General features: G+C 49.2%; 18 protein-coding genes and 3 pseudogenes. 2 read left to right on the plus strand and 19 right to left on the minus strand.

The features are described from left to right. Positions 1 to 8: 8 nt before the first annotated feature. The gene (locus RGB73_RS26915) at positions 9 to 950 is read right to left on the minus strand and encodes a DMT family transporter (protein ID WP_310774564.1); all 942 of its coding nucleotides are present in this window, start codon (positions 948 to 950) and stop codon (positions 9 to 11) included. 136 nt (positions 951 to 1,086) lie between these two features. Between RGB73_RS26915 and pdxR the strand changes: the two genes are divergently transcribed. Then, entirely contained in the window at positions 1,087 to 2,487 is a 1,401-nt protein-coding gene (pdxR, locus tag RGB73_RS26920; RefSeq protein WP_310766213.1) for a MocR-like pyridoxine biosynthesis transcription factor PdxR, read from the plus strand. Between the two features lie 274 nt (positions 2,488 to 2,761). Here pdxR and RGB73_RS26925 read toward each other — a convergent pair whose 3' ends face one another. The 16 genes and pseudogenes from RGB73_RS26925 to RGB73_RS27005 form a co-directional block, all read right to left on the minus strand. After that, positions 2,762 to 3,148 carry a YxiG family protein gene (locus RGB73_RS26925; protein ID WP_310766214.1) on the minus strand — a complete coding sequence of 129 codons (387 nt, stop codon included), beginning with the start codon at positions 3,146 to 3,148 and terminating at the stop codon, positions 2,762 to 2,764. A 438-nt stretch (positions 3,149 to 3,586) separates the two neighbouring features. Then, on the minus strand, positions 3,587 to 3,940 hold the full coding sequence (locus RGB73_RS26930; RefSeq protein ID WP_310766215.1) for a hypothetical protein: 354 nt from the start codon (positions 3,938 to 3,940) through the stop codon (positions 3,587 to 3,589). A gap of 578 nt (positions 3,941 to 4,518) precedes the next feature. Further along, a pseudogene (locus RGB73_RS30705) lies at positions 4,519 to 4,629 on the minus strand (RHS repeat-associated core domain-containing protein); the annotation flags it as partial. A 509-nt stretch (positions 4,630 to 5,138) separates the two neighbouring features. Beyond that, a complete protein-coding gene (locus RGB73_RS26940) occupies positions 5,139 to 5,696 on the minus strand; it encodes a hypothetical protein (protein WP_310766217.1) in 558 nt (185 codons plus the stop codon). A gap of 15 nt (positions 5,697 to 5,711) precedes the next feature. Continuing rightward, positions 5,712 to 6,410 (minus strand): annotated as a pseudogene (locus RGB73_RS26945) (RHS repeat-associated core domain-containing protein); the annotation flags it as partial. 66 nt (positions 6,411 to 6,476) lie between these two features. Continuing rightward, positions 6,477 to 7,712, minus strand: a pseudogene (locus tag RGB73_RS26950) (IS110 family RNA-guided transposase). A 430-nt stretch (positions 7,713 to 8,142) separates the two neighbouring features. Further along, on the minus strand, positions 8,143 to 8,871 hold the full coding sequence (gene istB, locus RGB73_RS26960) for an IS21-like element helper ATPase IstB (RefSeq protein WP_023555238.1): 729 nt from the start codon (positions 8,869 to 8,871) through the stop codon (positions 8,143 to 8,145). Further along, the gene (istA, locus tag RGB73_RS26965) at positions 8,868 to 10,373 is read right to left on the minus strand and encodes an IS21 family transposase (RefSeq protein ID WP_024985199.1); all 1,506 of its coding nucleotides are present in this window, start codon (positions 10,371 to 10,373) and stop codon (positions 8,868 to 8,870) included. Before istA ends, istB begins: the two co-directional genes overlap by 4 nt. Positions 10,374 to 10,503: 130 nt before the next feature. Further along, positions 10,504 to 11,220 (minus strand): recombinase family protein, encoded by a 717-nt coding sequence (locus RGB73_RS26970; RefSeq protein WP_310766219.1) that lies wholly within the window; start codon positions 11,218 to 11,220, stop codon positions 10,504 to 10,506. Then, positions 11,217 to 11,483: a hypothetical protein gene (locus RGB73_RS26975; RefSeq protein WP_310766220.1), complete on the minus strand. Its 267-nt coding sequence runs from the start codon at positions 11,481 to 11,483 to the stop codon at positions 11,217 to 11,219. The genes RGB73_RS26970 and RGB73_RS26975 overlap by 4 nt, the downstream gene beginning before the upstream one ends. A gap of 1,250 nt (positions 11,484 to 12,733) precedes the next feature. After that, positions 12,734 to 13,024, minus strand: a complete 291-nt coding sequence (locus RGB73_RS26980) for a hypothetical protein (protein WP_310766221.1) — start codon at positions 13,022 to 13,024, stop codon at positions 12,734 to 12,736. Then, positions 13,017 to 13,283: a preprotein translocase subunit TatA gene (locus RGB73_RS26985; RefSeq protein ID WP_310766222.1), complete on the minus strand. Its 267-nt coding sequence runs from the start codon at positions 13,281 to 13,283 to the stop codon at positions 13,017 to 13,019. The genes RGB73_RS26980 and RGB73_RS26985 overlap by 8 nt, the downstream gene beginning before the upstream one ends. Before the next feature lie 413 nt (positions 13,284 to 13,696). Further along, positions 13,697 to 14,236: an RNA 2'-phosphotransferase gene (locus tag RGB73_RS26990; protein ID WP_310766223.1), complete on the minus strand. Its 540-nt coding sequence runs from the start codon at positions 14,234 to 14,236 to the stop codon at positions 13,697 to 13,699. Between the two features lies 1 nt (position 14,237). Beyond that, positions 14,238 to 14,648, minus strand: coding sequence for a hypothetical protein (locus RGB73_RS26995; RefSeq protein WP_310766224.1), 411 nt, complete (start codon positions 14,646 to 14,648; stop codon positions 14,238 to 14,240). Between the two features lie 15 nt (positions 14,649 to 14,663). Beyond that, positions 14,664 to 20,183, minus strand: a complete 5,520-nt coding sequence (locus RGB73_RS27000; protein WP_310766225.1) for an RHS repeat domain-containing protein — start codon at positions 20,181 to 20,183, stop codon at positions 14,664 to 14,666. 22 nt (positions 20,184 to 20,205) lie between these two features. After that, positions 20,206 to 22,122 carry a hypothetical protein gene (locus RGB73_RS27005; protein ID WP_310766226.1) on the minus strand — a complete coding sequence of 639 codons (1,917 nt, stop codon included), beginning with the start codon at positions 22,120 to 22,122 and terminating at the stop codon, positions 20,206 to 20,208. Positions 22,123 to 22,567: 445 nt separating this feature from the next. Here RGB73_RS27005 and RGB73_RS27010 point away from each other — a divergent pair, with 445 nt between their 5' ends. Beyond that, positions 22,568 to 23,032, plus strand: a complete 465-nt coding sequence (locus RGB73_RS27010; RefSeq protein WP_310774566.1) for an EVE domain-containing protein — start codon at positions 22,568 to 22,570, stop codon at positions 23,030 to 23,032. On the opposite strand, the gene RGB73_RS27015 is transcribed toward RGB73_RS27010, so the two are convergent. Continuing rightward, complete coding sequence (locus RGB73_RS27015) at positions 23,022 to 23,645, minus strand: nitrite reductase (protein WP_310766227.1); 624 nt, start codon at positions 23,643 to 23,645, stop codon at positions 23,022 to 23,024. The two genes, RGB73_RS27010 and RGB73_RS27015, sit on opposite strands and share 11 nt — an antisense overlap. A gap of 26 nt (positions 23,646 to 23,671) precedes the next feature. Next, a complete protein-coding gene (locus RGB73_RS27020; protein WP_310766228.1) occupies positions 23,672 to 24,538 on the minus strand; it encodes a hypothetical protein in 867 nt (288 codons plus the stop codon). Positions 24,539 to 24,547 lie beyond the last annotated feature (9 nt).

Below are 24,547 nucleotides of genomic sequence, written 5' to 3' on the forward strand. Positions count from 1 at the left end.
CTTCCTTCTCAAAAACTCCCTGCCTGTTTCACCTTCCGAACGAGGCGTTGTTTCCCCCCGATCAAAACCATTCCGAGGACGACCAGCAGCCCTCCCGTCCATTGCTGCCATCCAGCTACCTCTCCCAATACCGCGACAGACAGCAGCAAGGCTGTAAACGGCATCATGCCCGACAAAGCGGCAGCAGTGGATGCATCACATCTTTTGATCCCGGCGTACCAAAAAATGAAAGCGAGAGCCGTCACAAACGGTCCGTACCACACCAGTGCCAGCCATTCACTCCACCCGATGGCAGCCAGAGCGGATAAGGGATTCTCAAAAAGCGCCGGAACCACGCAGAGTATCAGAGCCAGAGCGGAGACAATCGCCGTTTGTGCAATCGGGTCAAGCGGTCCCGCAGATGAGCCTTCCGTTTGGACAGCGGCTCGGCGCGAAAAGATGTTGAACAGCGATTCGCTTATGGCGGCACAGAGCACCAGTGCATTCCCCCAAAGATGAGAGAAGGAGAAAGCATTCCCTGATTCAGGTGTAAGCAATCCCTGTATGAGCAGAACCCCGCCGACGGTACTGAGGATGCCAAGCGCCGCAGCGCGATTAACCGTCTCTTTCAATAGAAGCAAGGCGAGCAGAACGGTAACGGCCGGCGTTGCTCCCGTCAAGATTCCCGCTTCTCCGGCGCTTGTCCGGGAGAGGCCGAAAAGCAAAAACAGACGAAACAGAAAGACGCCAAACAGCGCCTGCACGCACAGGAAAATCCAGTCTCTGGCTGTGCAGCGCCGGATCGTCCGCACGAGCTCTCTTCCCCCGAGCGGCACCAAGCACACAAGTGCGAAAAGCAAGCTGACAGCTGAGATGGTGAATACCCCCATTTTGTCGTGAACGAACCGTGCCGCAATAACAGAGGAACCCGCAAGAGAAAACGCGCCAGCCAGGTACAGCATTCCTTTCATCCGTTCCAAGCGATCCACATCCTTCGCATACGATCCATGTGCAGGATCGAAAATCATGCTACAATCGTATTGAAAAAACTGGTATGGAGAAAGTGCCAGTTCAGCTTGAATTCATACAGACCAGTGGGAGGGCCAAATGTGGGGGATTGAACTGCACAGGCAAAGCGAGGTTCCGTTGAAACGTCAGCTTTACCAAGAGCTGAGGGATCGGATTGTGAGCGGCAGGCTGGAAGCCGGAGAAGCGCTGCCTTCCACCCGCGAGCTGGCCGGCGAACTGAAGGTGTCCCGCAACACGGTGAACGAAGCCTACGAGATGCTGATCGCGGAAGGCTTTGTCCAAAGCCGCCAGGGAGCGGCGACGCGGGTGGCGGAAGGCGTATTCCTGGAGAGAAAACCAAGCGAAGAGCTGCCAAAGCCCGAGAAAACCTCCGTTGCCCTGTTAGCCGATTTCCAGACCGGCCAGCCGGATTTGCGGAGATTCCCGCGCTACCTGTGGCAGCAAACCGTACAAAAGGCCATGCAAGAAATGCCGCCGCACCTCTTTGGCTACACTGGACCTGCCGGACTGCCGAAACTTCGCGAGGAAATTGCCGCATGGCTTTTTCGCAGCAAGGGGCTTTCCGTCGATCCGGAGAACATCTTCATTACGTCCGGGGCCACCCATGCCCTGCATTTGGCGGCCGACTTGCTGTATGAGGAAGGAAAGGAGATTTTGGTCGAGGACCCTTGCAACCGCGGGATGTACCATACGTTTCTGCACAGAGGGTACCCGCTTTCCCCTATTCCGGCAGATGAGCACGGGCTGCGGACGGAATGCCTGAACGGAAAGCAGGCTTGCGCGGTCTACGTGACGCCCTCGCACCAATTTCCGCTCGGCGGGATTTTGCCCGCCAGCCGCCGCGCTGCCTTGATCCGCTATGCCAGGGAGACAAACTGCTACATAGTCGAAGACGATTACGACAGCGAATTCCGCTATTACGGCGACCCGGTCGCCCCGCTGCATGCCCTGGATCCCGAGCGGGTCGTTTACGTCGGCACATTCAGCAAAGTGCTGTTCCCGGCGCTTCGCATCGGCTATGTCATCCTCCCCGCCAAGCTGCACAAACGCTGGCGCCAGTTGCGCACTCACTCGGACGTCCAAAACCCGCCTTTTGAACAGGCGGCTTTGGCTGAGCTTTTGCATACTAGAAAGTTTGACAGACATATCGGGAAGATGAGAAAGCTGTACAAAGAGCGCCGCCAAGCTCTGCTCGACGCCCTGCGGGACAACTTTCAGGACACATGGCGCTGCTGGGGAGACGCGGCGGGACTGCATCTTGCCGTGGAGTTTTTCGGGATGTCGTTTGACGAAGCGTTTGTGGAGACGTGCAAACGCAACCGGATTCGCGTCACACCCGTGGAAGCCCATAGCATCCGCAAGGGAGAACACACCAATAAGCTGTTGTTTGGCTACGGCCATCTGGAGCCGGATGAGATACGAAATGGGGTATTTTTGTTGCGGCGGTGTTTTGGGGAGCTATTGAGGGGGCCTAGATAGGGGGTAAGGGGTAAATCTAGAGAAGAGAACAGACTTCAGTTCTCCCTAAATCGCCCTTTACTCCTTACATTTATCTGGAAAATACGCTATCAGAACAAATGGGCGGATTTTTTTAAAATTTTACAAGGGTTATGCTGCCTATTTGGAGATAAGTCGGTTCATTCGGCACTGGGTGGGGTTATTTCTATTGCCCCCCTCTTTCGAGGTCGGACACAAGAAAAAAATACCCCAGACGAGTTGTTGATTACTCGCTTGGGGTATGGAATAAGTTGCACTACTTCAAAACAAACTCTTGATTTCCGATACTTACCTTCTCAGCTTCAATCAACAGAATTGAGTTCCAAATCTCAATGCATATATTTGGAGTTGCACAATACTGGGAAGCAAATTCATCTCCAATAATACGTATAGCCGTATCGCTGACAGTGTCAAACGAGACTAGGTCAAGAAACTCCCACTCTGAAAGAATTTTTCGTGTTTCTCCACAATCGTTAATCCAAACGAATGAGAGAACATTTTTGAAAACTACTTCAAACTTTTCCTCTGTTCCATCGTAATTTCTAACTACATCTAAATAAATCCTGTGCTGAAGCATGTCAACATTATAGTCATAGACTCTACAACCCCACAGCATCCCTATCATATCTTCAAATTTTGACAAGGGTTAACACATCCTCACTCTATGGATTAATAAATCTCTCAATAATCCGTGAGATATCGTCAAATGAGTTTTCTGTAATGTTAATGTGCGTTGGCTTAATCTCATTTGAAAAATTCCCATTGATATCTACTGTTCCTTTTGAACCTATTGATAGCCTCCAATAATTATCATTATGTTTACTTGGATTCATTACTCTAAGAGAAATAACATCCTGCTTGCCATTCAATGTAACAGGAATCTTAATAGCCCAGCCATCCCCTTCATATTTCAAAGAAACTTTGTATGGGTATTACGAGGGTTAAGTTGTCTTTTGGGAGATAAAGCGTTTTATTCGGCACTGGGTGGGGTCTATATTTATCGCCGCCCAATTGGACTTAATAGGCAAAAAGAAAACCCAGATGAGTAGTTGATTACTCGTCTGGGTTTCCGTTGGTAACGCTATTCAGCTAAAAGAGCACATTCCCATTTTGTCATGTGGACGTTGTAATAGTTAAAGAAATCAAGTAAATCTTGACAAAGTAATTTCAATTCGTCAATTTCTTTATCCTTTTTCTTGTATTTAATCTCAGCCTCAAAAGATTTCTCAACGAATGAAAAGTTCTGTAACATAAAAGGTCTGATATCCTTATCATTCTTCGGAAATGTCCACGTGTCGATAATAGTAGGGAGATTTTCCCTATCATATTCATCTAACTCGTTATCCAACTCTACGCTGATTTTAACTACTGTTCCTGTTTTTACAACAAATTCTGGAGAATTATAGATTTTTTCAATATCATCCCATTTGCTCAAAGTAACCCCCCCCTTTAATATCCTGGCGATAAACGCTTACCCAAAGGTGTCATCTTAGCAAGCCCTTTAGCAATTACGATTGCCGCACCAACAGTAGTCAATGCCTTTCTCGTACCATCATCGTTTTGGACATACATAGAATACCGTGCTTCCCCTTTGTTTATCTGGTCGAAAACAGTTATACCTGAGATTGTATTTAACTTCTTCCCTTCTATCAATCCTCCAATTTTTTTATATAATTCGAGTTGCGGTTTAGGGTCTTGTCCATTCAAAGGCTTAACTTCCCATACCTGATTTCCCAAGACAATATCGGCTTCATATTTCTTCTTCAGTAACCCGAAAAACTCTGTTTCGCCCGTTTCTAAACTTTTCTCTAACTCAGGCTGTAGACCAGTCATTTCATATAATTTTTTCGCTACGTTAATTTGTGCAATCTCATGGAACGGAGTATATAGAGACGTATGTTTTCCGTTTCCAAGGGCAGTATTTCCACCAAAAACCATCATTGATGCTTCCCAATCTGCAACGACACCTGAGTTATAGGTGGCTGAGATTAAATTAAGAGACCATACAGGCATATGACCACTTGGGTCAATAAACTTAAGTGGATTATTGTGCGTATAGATGTACCTATTCAAACTCAACGGATTATCCACTTGCCCTTTATACGTATCCTCCGAGATAAACCGAAGAAAACTAGTGACTCTACTCTTTGGAATAATCAGTGATTGCTTCAACTTTTTGACTAACTTTAGCATCCCGACAACTATATCCTGCTGAGATTGTTCAATCCGCTCTACTGATTATTACAGTACCACTGAAAGCCTTTCTAACGTCTCAGTCCGAACCTTTTAAAATACCTTAATCTATTTCTTTCCGAACCTCAAACAAACTCAGTGCACATCGACTATAATCTGGATATACTTTATAAAAAATACACCTCTTGAAGTTCATCGGCAAACCACCGGGTTATTCCAATGCTTACTTTAAGGGGTGCAATTTTAGACTGCATGTTTAATATATGTACATTATTCTTTCGTTGCTGCTACTTCTGGCAAAGATATTGCTACTGCTCTTTCGTTCACCCATTTCATATCAAATTGCTGGGGTCTATCTTACTCTCCTTCATGGCAGTTACTAGAGAAATAAAGAAACCCCAGACGAGTTTTTGTTTACTCGTTTGGGGTAAGGTGTGAAATTATAGTAAGTTTGCTTCTTTGAACACGATTATCTCTTCGGTACTAAGATTTTGCAATTTTAGACCTGAAAGTGCGTTTTGATTGTCAAATATACAACTTAATTGTTCATTTACTTCTACCACCGATGTACTCTCCATATTATCAAACAAACAATACAAGGAGTTATCTACTAGATGGAAGCTGAAATTTCCTTTTTCCTCATGATAGTATCCATGTTGCGCTTCTTTTTCATCAAAACTTATTAAAGGGAGTCCTTTTGGCTTTTGATGGTAATGAAACCGATCAGACCCTTGTACAACAGATTCACTAATAAAAAATCTGATTTCTTTCAAAACCCCACCATTAAGAACAAAATCGTCCCTTAAGTCCAACGATACAGTCAAAGGTTCAGCTTGACCATACAACCTCCATTGAAAGCCTCCCCTTAAGTAATAGGACTTCTCAGGTTCAGGTACATTTACTGTAATAGTAACAAGTACAAATTTATCTCCCATATATTCGATACTGCGTGAAAGAGATGTAAAACTACCAGTAGTAGACGAACAAAGTAACTTCAAAATACAATCCTCCAATCACTTGAATAATGCATGATAAATCACTGCCTCTTTCTCAGTAACATTGATTCCTATCTCCCATTGTCCTATATTCATAAATTTCCTCCCAGATTTAAGATTTGGTATTGTTTTCTCAACCGCAGTCCTAAAGCTAGTTAACATTGCTTGTTCAATCATCTGCTTGCTCTTCATGCTAAGATTTATTACTTCTGGGTTTTTCAACATGTAATCAACCATATGCTTAGTTGCATTTGGATGTACCCATAGTTCATGTCCGCCTGCCTTTAGCCCATTTAGGACGAAAGATTTTGGAATGTTTGTGCCTGCAACTGCGGCTTGGGTAACCTTTATTGAATCCCAAACGGTTACCGTCGTTTTTCCTGCCGCCGCCGCTTTACCACCCCATAGGAATTTCGGTAATGGAGCGAATAATAGGAATGTATTAACCTCTAGTGCTACATCTTCCCTAGCACCTTCGACATGTTGATATACCCCAGTAATTACCCCATTTTCTTTGATAAAATCATTGTCATGCTTATAATCCGCTTCGAAACTACTGTTATTACTTTTGTTATTACAAGAACCTGCATGAGCATATTTGCCATCTTTCGATTCGCACCAATTCCCTGTTGGGTCAACATTATTAAGAGGGTTATTATGCACATACGTATACCGATTCAAACTCAGCGGATTATCCACTTGCCCCTTATACGTATCCTAGTTAATAAACCGTTATTTGCCGAGAAAGAAGGCGGTAACTGCTTTCCAATTACCACCATTCTATCATCCTGCTTGCTTCTCTGAAACGGTAGGCATCACGTACGCCGCCTTTGTCCTCATGAGATAGTGAATGACATTCACCAGTTTACGCATGATGCACACAATTGCCTGTTGTTTCGTTTTCCCCGCCGCCAGCTTCTGCTCATAGTACGAGTAGAAATATGGGTTACGTGGCTCTTTCTTTCCTCTCGTAACCGCTATCTGGCGAATGGCTATGCCCTTGATTATCTCGTGCAAGACGCGATTTCCCTGCTTGCTCTTATAGTTCCTCCCCTTCCCGCCCGAACCAGCAAAGACGGGGGCGATTCCTGCAAAACGAGCCAGTTTTTCGGGGGTGGAGAAGCGGTGAATGTCGCCAATCTCCGCTACTAACTCTGCCGCTGTTACAAGGTCTATCCCCGTCATTGTTTCAAGCTGAAAGCCTAGACCTGTCATCAATTCCTTGATTTCGCCCTCAACCTTTGCCATCTCGACCTGGTTAAAACGGATGTTTCGGACAAGGCATTGCACAATAAAGTCCCTCTTGTCTTGAAAGTCCCTTGTTGTGTCGCCGTCTTCTTTTATCAGCGCGAGAATTTGAGCAGCTTTCCCGTTGGATAGGCTGTAATTGCTCAATTTCCGCAAGTATTGCGCTAATTCCTCTTCGGTCACACCCGCCAAGTGACGTGGGGAAGGGTACTTCTTCCAAAACGAAAGAGCAGTCTTTCCATCTACCTGTGAAAAGAACTGCTTATAACTTGGATAGTGATAACTCAATTGCTGATGTAACTTTTGATTGGTTGCGGATTGGTTTTTCACCAACGATCTCCGCTGAGTGACTAGCTGGCTCAGTGCCCAATACAAGTCCATGGGCTTGGCATCTGGCAACTTCTCTAACTCGTCTCGCAGTACCCGCGCTACACATTCAGCATCCCAGCTATCTGATTTCTATACCGTCACATGGCTTTTCCGCCTTGCAGTAGAAAGAACGGGATTCACTTCTTTTACCCAGCAGTTGCTTTCTGCCAAGAATACCGCTAACGCTCTGCCATTCCCGCCAATGTCTTCTAATCCATAGACAGCTTTCATGCCTCTTTTCGTGTACTTCTTTACTTCCTGTAGAAGTTGCGGAAAGGCGGCGGGCTTGTTCAGGAATTGAATTTCGCCCAACTTCCTATTCCGATCATCAATGATCACTGCCGTATGATGCTCTTTGTGCAGGTCAACTCCCACATAGATCATATTGTCTTGATATTCCATATACAGACTCCTCTCCAGTATCGAATGGTTACTGATGAGCTAGAGTTTGCATCCTCCGATCAAGTAGACAAGCTACAAAGACACGTAAGCAAAAAATCTAACCCATGAGCAACCATTCCATACCGCATGGTATTGAGACGGCTTTTATCAGTAAGGTTGCACCCTCAGTTCGAGCGGACAAGCCGCAAAGATACGCAAGCAATCTCTTACTACCGTCTTTACTTGCTCTATACGAGATGAATTGCTCTCAGTTAAGTAACGAAAAGCTAGATTATGGGCTGATGTACTCCCTTGGCTTCGATCTGACCATAGCGATACATTCCTCTGTAAAAGCCCTCGCGGTCTAGGATGCGCTGTATTTTGCAACTCAAAAATGCAGAGTTTGGCGGCCAATTTATGCAGAACACTGCCAACATCAATACAAAAGAATTTAGGAAGACTTCATGCTGGATAGAGCATGGCGCAGTCGGTAGCTTTCTCCGGTAAACGCCAGAATATGGGCGTGGTGGACGAGGCGATCCACAAGGGCTGCCGTCAATCGCGTATCTCCAAACACCGTATTCCACTGCCCAAACTCCAAATTCGACGTCACAATCACACTGTTTCTCTCATAGCAGGCCGAGATAACATGAAACAACAGCTCAGCCCCCGTTTGGTGAAAGGGAACAAACCCAACCTCGTCCAAAATCAACAACTCACAGTCTGCCAGTTCTTTTTGAAACCGCATCAGTGCCCCATTCGCGTGTTTTTCCTGCAAGAGCGCAACCAGATCGGGAACACGGAAGAATCGAACGGCATATCCCCTTCGGCACGCCTCTACGCCAAGCGCTGTTGCCAGATGGGTCTTCCCCGTGCCCACTTTTCCCAGCATCAGCACATTTTCCTTGCGCTCCAAAAAACGTAGGTCGATCAATCCCTCCTTTGTACATGTTTCCGGTAAGGTGACTGCCTCAAAAGCGTAATCTTCCAGTGTCTTCAGTTGGGGAAACGCGGCTTTCTTTATCAGTCGCTTCAGCTTTGTCTCCTCCCGCCGTTGAATCTCCATCCGCAAGACTCCCAGCAAGAAGCTCTCCCGATCTTCAAACGGCACCTGTTCATAGGTTTCCATCACATGCGCCAAATGCAAAGTTTTGCACACCTTTGCCAGCTCTTCTCTCATTCCACCCTCACCCCCAGGATCCGGTCGTACTCATCCAGCATGGGTATCTGCCCGTGAAGGGCAGGGGGTGTATGCGACTCTGAAAACGGTTCCGGGCGGAAAACAGGGTGTTTTATCGCGTAAAGGGCATGCTCCAAGGCAACAGCCAGATGCTCTTGCTGATGCGACAATTCTCCCAGTACTTGCCCGATTTCCTCCAACGTATAGGTGTCGAGCAATCGATGGAGCAGGCGAATTCGTGCTTTTCGTGCATTCATGTCTTCCACCGTCAAAAACGTTTGGAGCGCCTGAGGCATCATGTTGGTAAAGGAAGAATACATCACCGCCCGCGGGCGTTTTTCATATCTCTTCAATACCGCCTTCCAATCTACTGAAATGACTTTCTCCGTATAGGGACGAGGCAATGTCACAATCGGGGTATATGTCCCGTCTGCCGTTAACACCTCCAGCACATCCCACTTGACTTTCACCAAAACCGGCTGCATGGCCCGACACTGCGGCAACGGGAAGAGAGCCGCGTCAAACGACAGCTCAGCGTATTTGTTCAGGTGGCACGTCTCCAGCCGGAAAATCTCCAGCGGTGTCGTCGGCAGCGTCAGCAGCTTGCATTTTTCTTGCTCCCACAACTCGGCAATGGTTTGCTTTTTCACATAGTGAGGGCGCTGCATATCCGCACGGGCAGCTTCCGCCAAATACGTCTCCAGTTGTTCCGGCGTATCGATAACCGGTGGCGGAACACACCAGTTCCGGCGTCCATACCCCACTTTGTTTTCCACATGGCCTTTCTCATGGCCGCTGTATGGATTGCAAAACAGGGGCTCAAAGCGGTAATGGGCGCAGAAACGCCGAAACGCTTCCGTACACTCTCGTTTTCCGCCTTGCTGGATGGACACAACAGCAGCGGACAAGTTGTCAAACCAAATCTTGCGAGGAACCCCTCCCATTTGCTGAAATAGCCGCCCTAAGGCCTCCAGAAAGCATTCCGTGTTTTCTTTCGGAACCGGGAACACAAAGGCGGCATTGCTGTACGGAAACGACAGGGTCAATACTTTCCGCTCCACCAGTTCTCCCGACTTGACCACGTACACCGTCCCGAAGTCAGCCTGAGCTTCTCCACCTGGATGCTCCAAACGCTCAAAATGTTCGGCTCGTTCGGCTGCCATGGCTTTCTTCCGTTTGGAGACATATTCGGATACCGTTCGCTGCCCGCCAGGGAAGCCGTACTCATCCCGTAACCGCTGAAACATGCGGACGGCTGTATGGCGTTGCTTGCGTGGAAGACGCTCATCATCCTCCAGCCATGTGTCAATAATCTCTAAGTACGGTCCCAACACCGGATGGCGGCCTTTTCGCTTGCATACCGGTTCATTCCAATCGTCGCGATCCGCATATTTCTTGGCGGTTCGCCAATTCACCTGGACACGTTCCGCAATTTCCTGAATCGAACACCCTTCGACTTCTCGCAAAAATCGGATATACTGTTGTTGTGGCACTTTCAACATTCCTCTCACTCCCTCAGATTTTCGCCAAATCCAAGGGTAGATTTTGTAGGGGGATGTTGGCAAGTGCCTTTTTCATGGCCTCAGAATTGCGGTGGAACTCTGCAGTTTTCCGCCGCAATTCTCTGCACTTTTATCCTGCCATAAACATGCGCTTTACCTGTACTTTGCTAAATGGCTTGCCTTGCACCGTTGTATAGCCTTCCTGATTGAGTTCTGCTGCAATCTGTGCCAGTGACCATGAAGGATGCTGTTCTTTCAGATCAAAGACTCTGCGGACAGTCTCAGCCTGTACAGGGTCAACAGAGAGCGTTTTCTGTCCTTTGGTCGCTTTGTAGCCATAAGCAACCCTTCCACCCGCATACCCTCCCTGCTGGGCTTTCTTGCGTCTTCCTCTGCTCAATTTAAGGGCAATCTCTAACCTTTGATACTGGTCTAATAATTCCATCATGCCATTCACCAAAAAGTCGTTGGGGTCGTGAGCATAAATGCTGTAGCTCGGCTGCTCAATGGCTTTTACGTCCACTTGATTCCGTCTAAGCTCCCGCTGGATAAGTACCTTGACCATATCTGCTCTCCATAGGCGGGAAGTGTTCAGTACAACGATATATTTCACGTCTCGCCATTTGAGGTCAGATAGCATCTCCTGTAATCCATCCCGCTCAATGGCTAGATCATCCTCGTCCACCTTTGCCCCGCTAATGCCCTCATCCTTGTAGATGTCGAGCAGTTCAAGGTTGTGGTGGGCACAGTAACGCTGAATCTCCTCCACTTGATAAGCAAGGGAGTATCCATCTTTGACTTGTCCCTGAGTAGAAACGCGGACATAGCCGACAACCCGTGTTTTCATCGCTCTTTCCCTCCTTCATGCTGTAGTCGGTTGGTGATAAATGCTTTCTCCAGCCTGATATGATTTAATTCCGCCAGCCATTCGCATTGGAGTGCACAAACGGCTTTCATGATCTCTTCGATGGCTACGAGATGGTAGTTGTGCCCCTCTTGCTCCGTGTAGGCAAAGATGACAGACAGATACGCCTCACAGGTTTCCATCTTCCGCAAAAGCGTGATTTCTTGATCTGTCAGTTGTTTTTGTGTCTGTGACAAATCCTTCATCTGCTCACCCCGTTTCGGAAATTCCAGTTTTCGTAACGCTTACCCATTGCTAAGCACATGGTTGTCAAGATCGTGTCCTTGTCTTACACGCCACGAGGATGTATGTCAGGAAGCAAATGAGCGAATAGCTCACCTTCCGATATGTGATTGTCAAAGGGCATTTTGTTGATGTGTTGGATATATCTAGCCTGATACAGAGCGGATTGTAAAGGGGGAGGTTCGGGGAATGGAATTAAAAAATAAAATCGATTTGGGTAGCGTTAGACACAGGAATGCTTACCCGCCCACTACCTAGGAAAAGCAATCTCCGCCCTTACGGACGAGGGGATGGCATGATACCGACAGGGAATTTTTTAGGAAATGAGGTGCGAGGCTGGAGGGGGCTGGGAGGGCATAATAATAAGAGCCTACAGAATAGTGGTAGACTCCTTAAAGATAGTCCCGAGCACAGCGAGGGAATACTAGCTTTGGTTATGTTCAGATTGATTGTTATTATCTTTATATTCTTTGTGCTCAAATTTTGGGATTTCATGTCCCAAATTTCAGGATTTCATATCCCAAAAAACAGGATTTCATATCCCAAATTTTGCGATTTTAATACACTAAAGTGAATATAGATTTTCAAGTATACTATTAACTTTCGCTCACCTATCTCGTATAGATGAAGTATAGGGACTAACTATACCTGCGATAAGCGTGGTTACAGGAGAACACGTTAAAAACTGGCTCGGCACTCATCATGCCCAATGCAAGACACGTTAGAAGTGGGACGAGATTTCTATGCTTTAAGTGATGCTTAAAGTCTCCCATATTATCCGTCGTAGTGTCGAAAGACAGAGAACCTGGACAGAGCGCGGTGACTTCCCTTCACCGACACGTGGTAAAGCTACACATGGGCACGTTTGAATGTCTGGTAGGGAACCTAACCTTCATATATCCCTGTGTTCTCCCCCCATAAGGGGGAGAAGCAGTTTCCTTCCTTCATACATCCCGCCCTGCGGAGCGGGGCGGGGGGTGAGAAAGATGCGAGACTGCCAAAATATACATAGAGAGAAACATCAAGTCATTTCTTAGAGAACAGGGACAAGGAAAAACAGTCTTCATAGATAACCAAGATAGAGCATAATCAATGACATATGAAGAATAAGGCTGCCACAGTCTCAAACTCGCCCGCCCCCCGATTTAAAAACTGCCTCTATACGCAAAAAGAAGCCCACAAAAAGAAAATCCCGCCATGCAGCGGGGGAAGGTCAACGAAACAACGCATATTTCTTATAGTAACCTCTGAAGTCATCCGATAGATGCCAGCCGTACTGATTCATGAAGCGTACCACTTTCTCCAATACACTGTTCCTGTAAACGACATCGTTATGTTTTGATTTAGAGAGATAGCAGGCAAGTGCGTATTCAACATCTTCCATAGATAGCACGTCTCTAACGTGCTTACTAAACAGCGCGGCTAGTTGATCAATTTCATATTGATTGAGAACCTGCTCCCGCCTCATCAACGTGACGACAATATCCAACGGTAGTCTATTCATTGTCTACACCTCCCCCATTGCGGGCGGCGGCGAGGAGTTCCTGCTCCGCTTTCCACTTACGCCATTGTTGATACTGCTTTTGTACTTCCTGTTCATCGTAGCCATGCTGTACTAGAGCGTTTACGATTCTCGACGGGATGGCGGGAGTGTGTCCATATAGACAAGCCTTCAATCGTTGAAATGAAACGTCATGTAGCACGGCAAATGAAACCTGCGATACTCCCAGCATAGAGATGCACTCTTTGACTGGATGGTTCATGTGTATATCCTCCTCTATTAGTTTAGTCTCTAATAGATTAGGCGGCTACCGCCAGAAGCTAACATATATGCATACCCCCCACCATTCAGAGGGCAGACAATAATCAATCTTGATTTTGTCACATCACTGCAATGTAAGCAAGAACCGCAGTTCCGCAAATCCTTATGCAATTCGAGCATTCCATAGCGGCACTCTACAGCACCATGACGCGCCATTTCGCGGCAGGGGCGGACAGAGTTCTTTATCTTCCCTGCCCTCATCCCCAGAAATGCCTAGCTTCGCTTTCTTAGGAGCTTAACATTAGCGGTGCGTGTTGCGCTTTGTTTTCCTAGCCTAGCGGGCGGGGGACGGTTCCAGAACGCAAAGAGAAACCCCAGACGAGTTGTTGATTACTCGTTTGGGGTGATCTTGACTCAGCAAACAGTTATATACTTTTCGCTAATAGCATCAGCTAACCAAACCTTTTCATTTCCAATATAAAAGATTGTACCGTGATCCCAAGCCTTTCTTGCATTAATTTTTAACAAAGTCGGTTGCTCATCTCTTCTTTTCCCAACTTGTAGTGCGGTTTCAACATCTACTGATAAATGGACATATTGCCTGCCTTTTGGCAAAAGCCCATGTTCCTTTATAGAACTTACAAGCCTTCTTGCAGTGCCGTGGTACAGAACATCAGGTGGTTGCTTAATCTCTTTTGTAATCTTTTGTGGTACTGAGTGACCATACAAAGCCCTTATTCTTCCGTCTAAAATTTCATGCCGTTTTTTCTCAGAGGTATTAATCATGCTAAACAAATGCTCTTCTTGAATATTTCTCCATTGATCTGTTTCCCTTAATGCTTCTAGTAACTGATGAACTTCTACCCATCCATCCTTATCTAATTCCAACTCATACTCGTGAGGGGCATGTCTAAGAGCGTATGAGACTTCTTTACTAAGTTTTAAAATGTCCATTTCATTCATCCTTTTTCAAAGTGCCTTCTTGCTTCTCGATGAAATCATAACGAACCGCAATAAACTCATATAAACCGTAACTATCTAGGTAAATTGCAAAGTGTCGTAAATTCCTCTGCTTAGTATATTCACGGTTTAAATCCGTCAACTCTTTTATCCAATTAGAATCGCGCACCTCAATAAGAGTATCGTAACTAGTGCGTATATACTCAGGCTTAGTAAACTTTTCATCTGAATGCCGAAAAGCTACTACAGTGTTAAATGTAACACTCCCATTGTAAGTCCTATTGTTATCTTCTTCATCAAAATAATCAAATTTTAGAACCACATTTGCCCCTTCATAAGTCATTAATACCTTTGTTGCAATATTTGTTGAAGGAACTGGAAATGTCCAAAGCTTCTCGGCATTCATAAATTTCATCTCCTTTTAATCAATTAAGCCAGGTCTTACGGTTGGGATACCCTCAGATGTTAACTTGTTTCTTGTTAATTGCCCCGTTAAAAGTTCTTCATAGAGGCTATCACCTGTTCTGTTAATTACATTCCACTGACTTCGAGGAATTCCCGCCTGTGTTAGTGCTTGTGCCGATCTTGTATTTAAGATAAGAGTGTTTCCATCTCTGACAATATAGTCAATAGGAATTTGAGATGGACTAATTTTGCCGTTATTAATTGCGTTAACTAGATCATTTACTGTTTTAACTTGGGTACCTGCCATATCGGAATATATTTGTGAGCCTTTCGCACTAAAGTTATTTCCGTAAGTTTTTTGGGCAAAGTTTGCTTTATCTAATACTCCTCCATTTGAAATAGGAGTACCTCGCGAAGTAAATCTGTAGCCATAGTAAGCAGCAGATACCTCTAGAGCCACAACTGCCTCAACAGCAAACACACCTAATGATAAACCTGCAACAAAGTAATCATACCCATCCCTAAAAGCTGACTGGTATATTCTTTGCTTCATTTTAATCTTAGTTTGTTCCGAAAATCCTTCTAAACTTCGTAAACCGTTAGCTACTTTAAGAAAGTCCGTTTCAAATATTTCTTCGTTCAAATCCGCATAAGGTGCGGGTTTATGACCACTCGGATCAACAAACCTCAACGGATTATTATGCACATACGTATACCGATTCAAACTAAGCGGATTTTCCACTTGCCCCTTATACGTATCCTCCGAAACAAACCGCCCTACCTTCGGGTCATAATACCGCGCCCGCAGATAGTACATCCCCGACTCGTCGTCATACATCTCCCCGCTGTACGCAAACGGATTGGACATCCCTTCCGTCCTGGAGACGATGTTCCCCCACGTGTCGTACTCGTAGCGATTCAGTTCGTTCCCGCTGCCGTCGGTGATCGAAACGACGTCGCCATGGCTGTTGTATCCGTAATAGCCGCCCTTCCCGGATGCGAAGTCTTTCCGGAACAGCAGCTCGTTGCCCCAAATGTTGCGGGCCAGGACATTCCCGGTAGCATCCAGTTCCTCGATGACGTGTCCGTTCAGGTAGACATATCTCGTCTCCGCGCCGTTTTTCGCCTTGGTGGCACGCAGGCCGTCTCCGTAGTACGTGTAGGTGGTCGCGGCGCCGGTCGTTTCGTCGGTTACTCCGCGCAGGCGGTTGCGCCCGTCAAATGTATAAGTGGTGTTGCCGGACTCCGCCGGCTTTTTCCCTTCAAACGCGGATCGGTTGCCGCGCCCGTCGTACGAATATTGATTCGTGGTATCCGGCAAGGTTTCCTTTTTCAGCCGGTCGATTTTGTCATATTCGTAGAGATAGGATACGCCGTTGCGCTGGATCTTGGTGACATTGCCGAAAGAATATTGATTCGACTCGGTCCACACCGGTGCCTGAGCCTGCATCGCGGTGAGGCTTTCCACCTGGCCGAAAGAATCCTGTTTTCGCTCCGCGTGGCGGCCGTTTGGATAGTCGATCTGGTAGCTGTCCCCGCTGTTGTCCACGCGATAATCGTAGCGGACGGCCCCGGAGAGTGAGCTGTTTACTTCCTTCAGACGTTCTGCGGTGTCGTAGCGGTACGTGACCACGGACTTGTCCGGGTAGGTGAGCTGGTCCATTCGCTCATCCCGATCCGTGTAGCCCAGCTGATACGTGCGGCCAAACGCCGTCACGCTGCTCAGCCGCTGGAACGGATCGTACGTGTAGCTCGTCTCGCGGTAAGTGGTGCTGGACGGATCCAGATTGGCTCCGTTGCTGTTCGTCTCTTTTTTCAAGAGCGACGTATTCGGGAAATACTCCTTCGTTTCCTTATTCGTCACCATGCCAGCCGGATTTTTCGTCTGCACGCTGGTCAGCTCGTAAAACGGGGTGTACGTGTAGTCGTGGCGGTTCCCCGCCTTGTCGATGAACGCCACAGGTTTGCTGTTGGAATCGTAGCGATACGACTCCACTGCGCCGGACGGAACATCTTTTTCGCTGATCTTCCACGAAAGTGCATTGTAGTGGTGCTGGGTAGTCAGGACCTGGTTTTCCGTCACAGTCGCGAGGTTCCCCAGTGAATCGTACGCGTATTGATACGTGTTTTGTTCAGGGTCCAGCAGATAGGCGAGATTGCCCTGGTTGGTGTAGCGATAGCTCCAGGAGCGTTCGTTTCCGCTTTGGTCCCGCTCTGTCTTGCGGATCACCTGGCCGAAGTCGTTATGGGCGAACACACTCGTCCTGCTCTGGGCTCCGTCCCCGCTGCGTTCCGTCTGCTTTTCCAGTTGCCCGTTGCGATTGTAGTACTCCGTGGCTTGCAGCCCGTTGGGAGCGACCGTGAGCTTGGTGGTAGCCGGCAAAAATTTCGTATTGTCCCGGATTGTATTGGCGGTGAGGTAGACCGTCGTTCCGATCGGGTCCTTTTTCTGCCAGACCGTGCCGTCTTCATTGTATACATACGTCGTCGCCCGCTCCTTCAAGGCGTATGGCTCGCTCGTCAGAAGGTGGTTGCCGTCCAGCGAGTACGTGTTGTACAAAAGCGGACGGACACTGCCGTCTGTTCCGATCTGGCCCTTGTACTCGACTTCGCCAAACGGCGTAAAGTGAGTAAAAGTCTTGGTGCCGTCCGGCATGGTCGCCGTCGCTTTGCGGGACGTATCGTCGTATGTGTAGGTAATCGTCCGGGATTCTCCCTGGTTGGTAAACTTCTCGCTGGTGGGCCTGCCGAGCACATCGTACTGGTATTGCACGTAGCTCAGATCGGGATAAATCCGAGCCTCCACCCTCCCCAGCTTATCGTAAACAAAGGAGTGATAGAGAGTAGACTGAACGCCCGGCGCTACCTCTACACGCATGTTGATCGTCGCAGGGTACAGTCCCAATTCATCGTATGCTGTGATGTTTTGAGTAAGTGTTTTACTGTCCGCCCCGGTGCTAGACTCGGTGATAGAGGAAACCAGCTTATTTGTATACGTATACGTACGGTCTACTTGATCCACTTTCACGCCGGTCCCATCCGGGTAAGAATCGACGATCTTTTCCGTCGCCAGCAGGTTGTTCAGGTACGTGTACGTCTCCTGATGGTAGTGGCTGGCGTCGTTTGCCGCCGTCTTCTTCACTTCGGCCGGCAAGCGCAGGAAGGTGCTCGTGGCCGGGTGGTACTTCGTCGTGGTGGTATTGCCTTGCGGATCGACCTCCTTGATGACATCCCCGTAGCTGTTGTATGCGTATTCCGTCACTTGGGCGTAGGGAGCCAGTCTTGCCTTCACCTTGTCAAGGCGGCTGTCGGTTGGCGCAAGCAGAAACGCGTACACATCCTCATCGCCCGTAAAAGATGCCGGTCGTCCCAGGAACGAAAAGATGTAGCTGGGCTTGTTCTCTCTGTTGTTATACAGGTAGCTCGTATACGAGACCGGAGAATAGCGGTATTCCTTGCCGTCCTCTGTGAATTTGAGCTGTCCAGAGATCGTATCGGTATCCGCTCCGCTGCCGATGTAAGTCTTTACGTAACGCGGCAAAAAGCTGTTGTCCACATTCAGGGCAAATGCGCGCTCGATGCTCGGCAGCCCTTCCTGAACGGTTTGGCTGACCACCACGGCACCGTCCCGTACTGACTGGTCTTTCAACCGTGTGGATGCTTCCTTGGATGTTTTCCAGATCTCTTTGTTCGTCAGCGGGTAATACTTCGTGAAGGAATAGGTCCGGGCTACCTGCGTATCCGGGTGAGCCGTCTGGCTAAAGCGGAAATTCACCGAGGTCACTGGATGATAGCTCATGTACGCCAATTTCTCCTCATCGGAGTAGAGCCGTACGACCCCGCGCCCCAAGAAGTCCGTGACATCCGGCTGATAAGGGCTGTACGTGTATGTCATCGTGAGGCCTTCGATGGGGTACTTGACGCGTTGCAGAAGCAGATATTTGAGGACACCTCGCCCGTTGTTGTCCGCTGAGACGTAAGCGGAAGACTCTCTGCCGTTCTCGTCCAGGATGATGGTTTGCGTATCCTTGTTCACCGGAAAGTAATAATACCGCTGAAAGTTGAATTCTGCCTTCCCGTACAAGGTCGGATCGTAATACGTGTATTGGGCGACGACTTTATCCCCGCCACCCCCGGACACATCATGCTCAATGACCTGATTGAGCTGCCCCAAATTGTTGTTGACGTCGTATTCCAAATATTTCAGCAATGTGGTTTTCGTTTCATCCGCATATACTTTGACGTAGCTGACGAGATTGCTGTTCCTGTCTTTCTCGAGGACGATGTAGCGGCCTACACTATCCAAGATTTCAATAGGAACTCCTGGATCCCGTGAGATTCGATACGTAATGCTGTCCCCATGAACGTTGGTCTTCTTTACGATATCGATTCCATACTGGTCGTCGCCGCCGAGCTGATGCAAAAATGTATAGGTGTACCCATCGATGGTGAGCTTTACTACCTCTTTGACGCCGCGGTCATAGTCACCCTGCCCGTATCCCGTCATCTTTGCCCCGCTGTAAGGATAGTTGACCCAATCTCCTTGCTTGCTGGAGGACTCCAGGACTGTCCCGTCTTCCAGCGTAAAAATATACCGCTTTCCGTCCAAAACCAGATTGCACGTGGCAGAGGTTTTCCCTGCTGTGTAGGTACACTTGGAACCTTGTTTGTCGACTTCGTCAAAGCTGGGCAAATTTAATTTCCAGCCGAACCCCATGTGGTAGGCTTCCGCATATTCAAAGTTGGAACGCGTTCTGTTTCCTGAGCTAGAGGAGTAGTAACCCATTTGTTGTGCCGCATCCAGCGAGGAATAGGTTCGCTCCAGTGTAAGACCCATGCCATGCTTTCCATCTAGCTGCAGGTCGGTTTCCTTGACGTTCGCCGCCCGATACAGCTCGTCCACCGGGTTGTCCGTCTCCGTCCGTCGATACTGGTAGGTCAATCCTTTGGGATCGTAGTCTGCATCCGGCGGCAAAGCGGATGCACTTGCTTGAACATCCATAGAGGCTCCGGCTTCACTCTTTTGGCTTTGCGCCAGTCTTGCCGTTTCCCACTGCCGGACAAACTGTGCAATCACTGGCAGCTTCCCCTCCAAGCGCCCCCTTTGCTCCGCGCCCAGCTTCTTGAGCTTTTCCATCACCCCCTGGTCGTCCCACGCATTCTTCTCCACTTGCTCATTGTGCGACAGGAATCGGTCCCACTCCGGATAAAAATACGCGGCGACTTGTAGTGCGCTCCGGTCCAGCGACCTGGACAGCTCCCATACCTCCTCTGCGGGCAGAGAATCCCACTGTGCAGCGAGAACTTCCGTTTTTGTCATGTCCGGCACAGCATCCGGTTCCTCTGCCTTGCGGGCAGCCGCCGTTTCCATGGCCTTTTTGGCTGCCTCCAGCCATTGCTTCGTATCGGCCGTTCCGTCGAGCTTTTCAGGCTGTCCGGGACCAGTCTTTTCCTCGGCATGCACCACGCTGGGCAGCAGCAGAGAGGCGATGAGCACGACATGGACCGCTTTTTTCCACCAACTGTTTCTTCTCACGCGTATCCCTTCTCTCTTTCATTTATTCATGAACAATTTTTCGAATGACGTTTCCGTTTCCGTCATACTGCCATTCCGTCAATACCTTGCCGTTCTGCCTGGTCGAGATGAGCTGTCCCTTGGCGTTGTACACATACTCCACGCCGAGGTAGCGTACGGACAGACGGGCATGAACGCTTCCCCCTCCTGCACCCGACAGGACGATGTAGTAGTCCTGTCCGCTTTTCAAGGAAGGTGTCAATCGGGAAAACGGCGGATGGTCCCCGTCATCATTGAAAGCTAGCTGGCGCGTCTGGCCATAATCCTCATACAGGCCGAGTACGGTATTGCTCGTCCCTTCGCCGGCCGCTCCCCCGTAGTACGTCGTGGCGATTTCGTAAGGGCCGGAGAACGGCGCTGTCAATTTCAGAATTTTGCTTTGCCCTGCCCCCAGATTCATATCCTGCGGGGTGGATACGACGATCCCGTCCGTATCTGTAAACACGAAGCCGAACGGATTGGTCACCAGATCGGCCACCGCCCCCGGCACCTTGTCCTTGGAGATCGTGGCGGTGACGCCCTCCACGTGGTGTTTGCTCTCGTGATTTACGGCCTTGCCCGCGAATTTCAGCGTAATCTGCGTATCGCTGTTGCGCGTGATGACGGGCGTAAGTCCAGCAGGCAGCCCTTTTACCGTCACGCCGTTTGCCACATCGGTCGCAAACGTGCCGTTGCTGAGCGAAATGACCTGTGTTTCCTCGATGCTGCCGTCGTTTGCAGCCGATTCGTGAATCACCGGGGATGCTGCTTTCGCGCTGGCGTCCAAAGCCACGGTAAGTCGGGCATGCACCCCTGTTTCCTGTCCGTCAGAAACGTAGACGAAGTAGGTCTCACCTTGGGTCATCGGGACTTTCATTTCCGAGAAGAGGAGGCCGTCCTGTGCTTCGTCGTTGAATCCGACGAGCTGACGCATTTGTTCGTCTGCAAAGATCACCAGAATGGTGTCAAACGGCGCCCCAAAACCGCCATACGGACTCGTGAAGAAGCGGTATGTGCCGTTGACCGGCGCGGTAAACCGATACGCAGGCACCTCGCCCACTGGCAAGCTGATGTCGATTGGCGATGCAAGCGAAAGCACCGCTGTCACTTTGCTGAGACTGAGGTGATAGTAGTCCGTCGTGCTGAAATGGCGATTGAAGCTGAATACCCCGATGTAGTAGGTCGTATTCGGTTTCACCTGAAAGGTCACGGTTTCCGTACCTCCCAGTTTTTCATAAATGCTGAACCCTACCACATTGCTCGGCGCTTCCATGACGATGAGGTCGTAGTCTTTATCGGCAGGATTCGTCAGGGTAACTGTCAGGCTTCCCGTGAGCGTACCGGATTGAAACTGGTAAAAGTCCTGGTCGGTACTGGAGGAAAGCTTGGAGTCGTACAGATTTCCCACGGTAATGGGGTAGCTTTGGCTTTCGCTGTCATTGGGCTCGAATGGATCCACGACAGCGCCTGTTGCCGTGAAAGCGGCCATACGCGGGAGGAGCGAGGACGGAGCCGCTTCGGCGGAAAAAGAAGGCAAAAGCAGCTTCCAATAAGCAGCAATTTGCTGCTCGTAGTCGGCCTGCAGCTGTTCGAGCTTGCCCTTCTGTCCGTGGAGATGTTTCATGATGGCTGCTCGCTGGGCCATCCGGCCGGCAGCCTTCGGAGCGACATGAAGGGCCTTGTTCTTCTCGGCGAGGGCGGCTGCTTTCGTGGCGATTTGTTGCGCCAGCTTTTCGTCCCCTTTTTTCCGGGCGACACTCTCGAAAAACTTCATCGTGTTTTGCTGATTCAATAGCTGCCTGTCCGTTTGATAGATGCCGTCGAAAGCGCCCTCTTCCGCTTTCGCAAGGACGTCTGGCATCCCTGTGAAAGAGAAAAGGATCGGCAGCAGCAGGAGCAGGCAGGCGAGTTTGCTTTTCATTTTTCGTTTCACCTCTTTGCTTGTTTTTTTGTTTCGCTGACAACCGGATACGGATGGCAGTCGTCCTTGAGGAACACTGTCGTCCGGCGAAAAATGGTGGCTCAAACATTGGCAGCAGTTCGCATCATGGCTTTTGCCCCCTCCTTTCCAGGCGATATGAATCCACGCAAAAAGCCACCCGATTGACTCAGGTGGCTTGTGTATGGTGGCATTCGCCTTGGTTCAATTATATACCGCTATGGGGTCCTGCCATGGACCTGCACGGTTGTGTCTGGTTGTGTAAAGGTGTGTCCACTCCACGCCAAAAAGTTTTAGACCCTCCTGACAGGATGTTGTCAGGAGCATGGCGCTATAATGAACTTGCTTTCCTTACCAGCTGTCGCCGTCTCCCATGGGCTCGCCCGTTCTGACGACTGGGACAGACTCCAAAAAACTTAACCAGGTGATGAAAATGGAAACGAGTAATCAGAGATATTGGATCGGCGTCGTATCGAAATCGCATGTCCTGCGAGGAGTGACAGGCGGCTTTGCCCAGCTATGCCACGGAAAAGCCGCCCCTCTAAAGCGGATGAGGCGCGGAGATTGGCTGATCTATTATTCCCCCAAGACGGATATGCACGGCGGCGAGCCCTTGCAGGCATTTACCGCCATCGGCCAGGTAGCAGACGACGACGTGTACGAGTATCCCATGAGTGAAGGCTTCGTTCCTTATCGGCGCAACATCGATTACGCGGCCTGCACCGAAGTCCGCATCCATTCCCTCTTGCACCAGCTAAGCTTCACCAAGGGAAATCGAAATTGGGGATACCTGTTTCGCACGGGGCACTTTGAGATCGATCGCACGGACTTCTCCCTGATTTCCTCCGCGATGACGGGGAGGCAAAAAGAGCAGCAGGCGCTCATTCGCTAACCTGCTGCTTCAGCTGTTCGATGGTGATTCGATCGACAAACTTGCTGAATTTCTCTTTCCCCTTGGCGTTCTCCCTGTAGTAGTCGATCAGTTTCGTTATCACCGGCACCAGCCGCGCTCCCGACAAACCGGATACGAGCAGTTTGGCCAGACCCGCCTTGAGGCCTTTGGGTTCCCCTCCCACGTAAATGTCGAAGGTATCCCGCATTTTGACGACGCCGATATCTTTCAGCAGCGGCTCGCTTGTTCCCAGCGCGCAGCCCGCGTATCCCACCTTTACGGGCGTGGGAGTTGCCAGCCCGGCGATGGCTTGATTCAACATGCGGGCCGTCTCCAAGCCTGCCTCCTCGGCACCTTTGCAAAAATTGCAGGCAATGAGGCTTTTGGTCACGAATCCGGCCGGGTTCACTTCCAGTCCGGATCTCTCGAGCGCTTCCTTGACAGCGTCATGCTTTTCTACCGGCACCTCTACATACAGCTGTTTGAAGGACGTCATTTCAATTTTCGCTTCGGGACCTGCCGCGTTTCCAATATCGGCAAGCTGCTGCGGTGTAAACAGGCTGCCGCCGACTTGAATTGCCGGACTGACCGCCATTTTTTTCGTCTCAGACATGTTCTTTCCCCTCTCCCGCCTGTAGATTAGTTCACTTTCACGACAAAGGGAACGGTAAAGACTTTCCCTTTATGCTGAAACTGCCCCCAGATTTTGTAGATGCCGCTTTTCGGGAACGAAGTCGCAAACTGAGCTTTTGGCCCGGTCGCTTTTTCGTCCAGCGGATGGACGTGGAGGTATTGTCCCGCATCTTCCGAAAGAATGACCACATGACCGACAGCGCCCAAATACGGCTCCAGGTCGTTGATTCCTTCCTTCGTTTTCGCGTCACGGATTTCGAAGGTGAGCAACACCTCTTCCTTTGCCTTCACCCCGCTCATGGAAAGCTCAATCTCCTTGTCATCCACTTGTTTAACCAGACTGGAGTCAGGTGTGACGGGCACATGTTCTCCTTCGGTTCCCCCCACATCCACCCACTCGCTCCATGTGGTTCCGGAGCCACCGGCTGGTTTGAAGTCTGCGAATACCTTGTATGTGCCGCCGGCCGGAAACGCGGTTTGAATCACAAAGGTTCCGTCTCCTTTGAACTCAGGATGAATGTGGGAGAAATACGACAAGTCGCGGTTGACGATAATGAGATGGAGCAGCTTCTCATGACTGATGTCAAACTGATTGACCGGAGCTCCGTTCTGATCGGTGATGCGGACCCGCAGCTCCGTATTTTCCTTCGCTTTGGCGCTTCCGGAGGCGAACGCAACCGACGCTTTCAGGTTAGCCGCAGGCGCTTTCTGTTCCGTACCGTGCCCGGCGTGTTGTTCCCCCTGGTTGTGATCGGCTTCATGCCCGGCTGCGTGGCCGTGGCCGGGCTCCTGGCCGTTTTCGGCGGAATTGCCGCAGCCGGCCAGCAATCCCAAGATCAGCAAGGAGGAAACGATCGTCCTCTTCGTTTTCATCGCTTTCCC

Origin of the sequence: Brevibacillus brevis (assembly GCF_031583145.1) — a bacterium.
Classification (GTDB): domain Bacteria; phylum Bacillota; class Bacilli; order Brevibacillales; family Brevibacillaceae; genus Brevibacillus; species Brevibacillus brevis_E.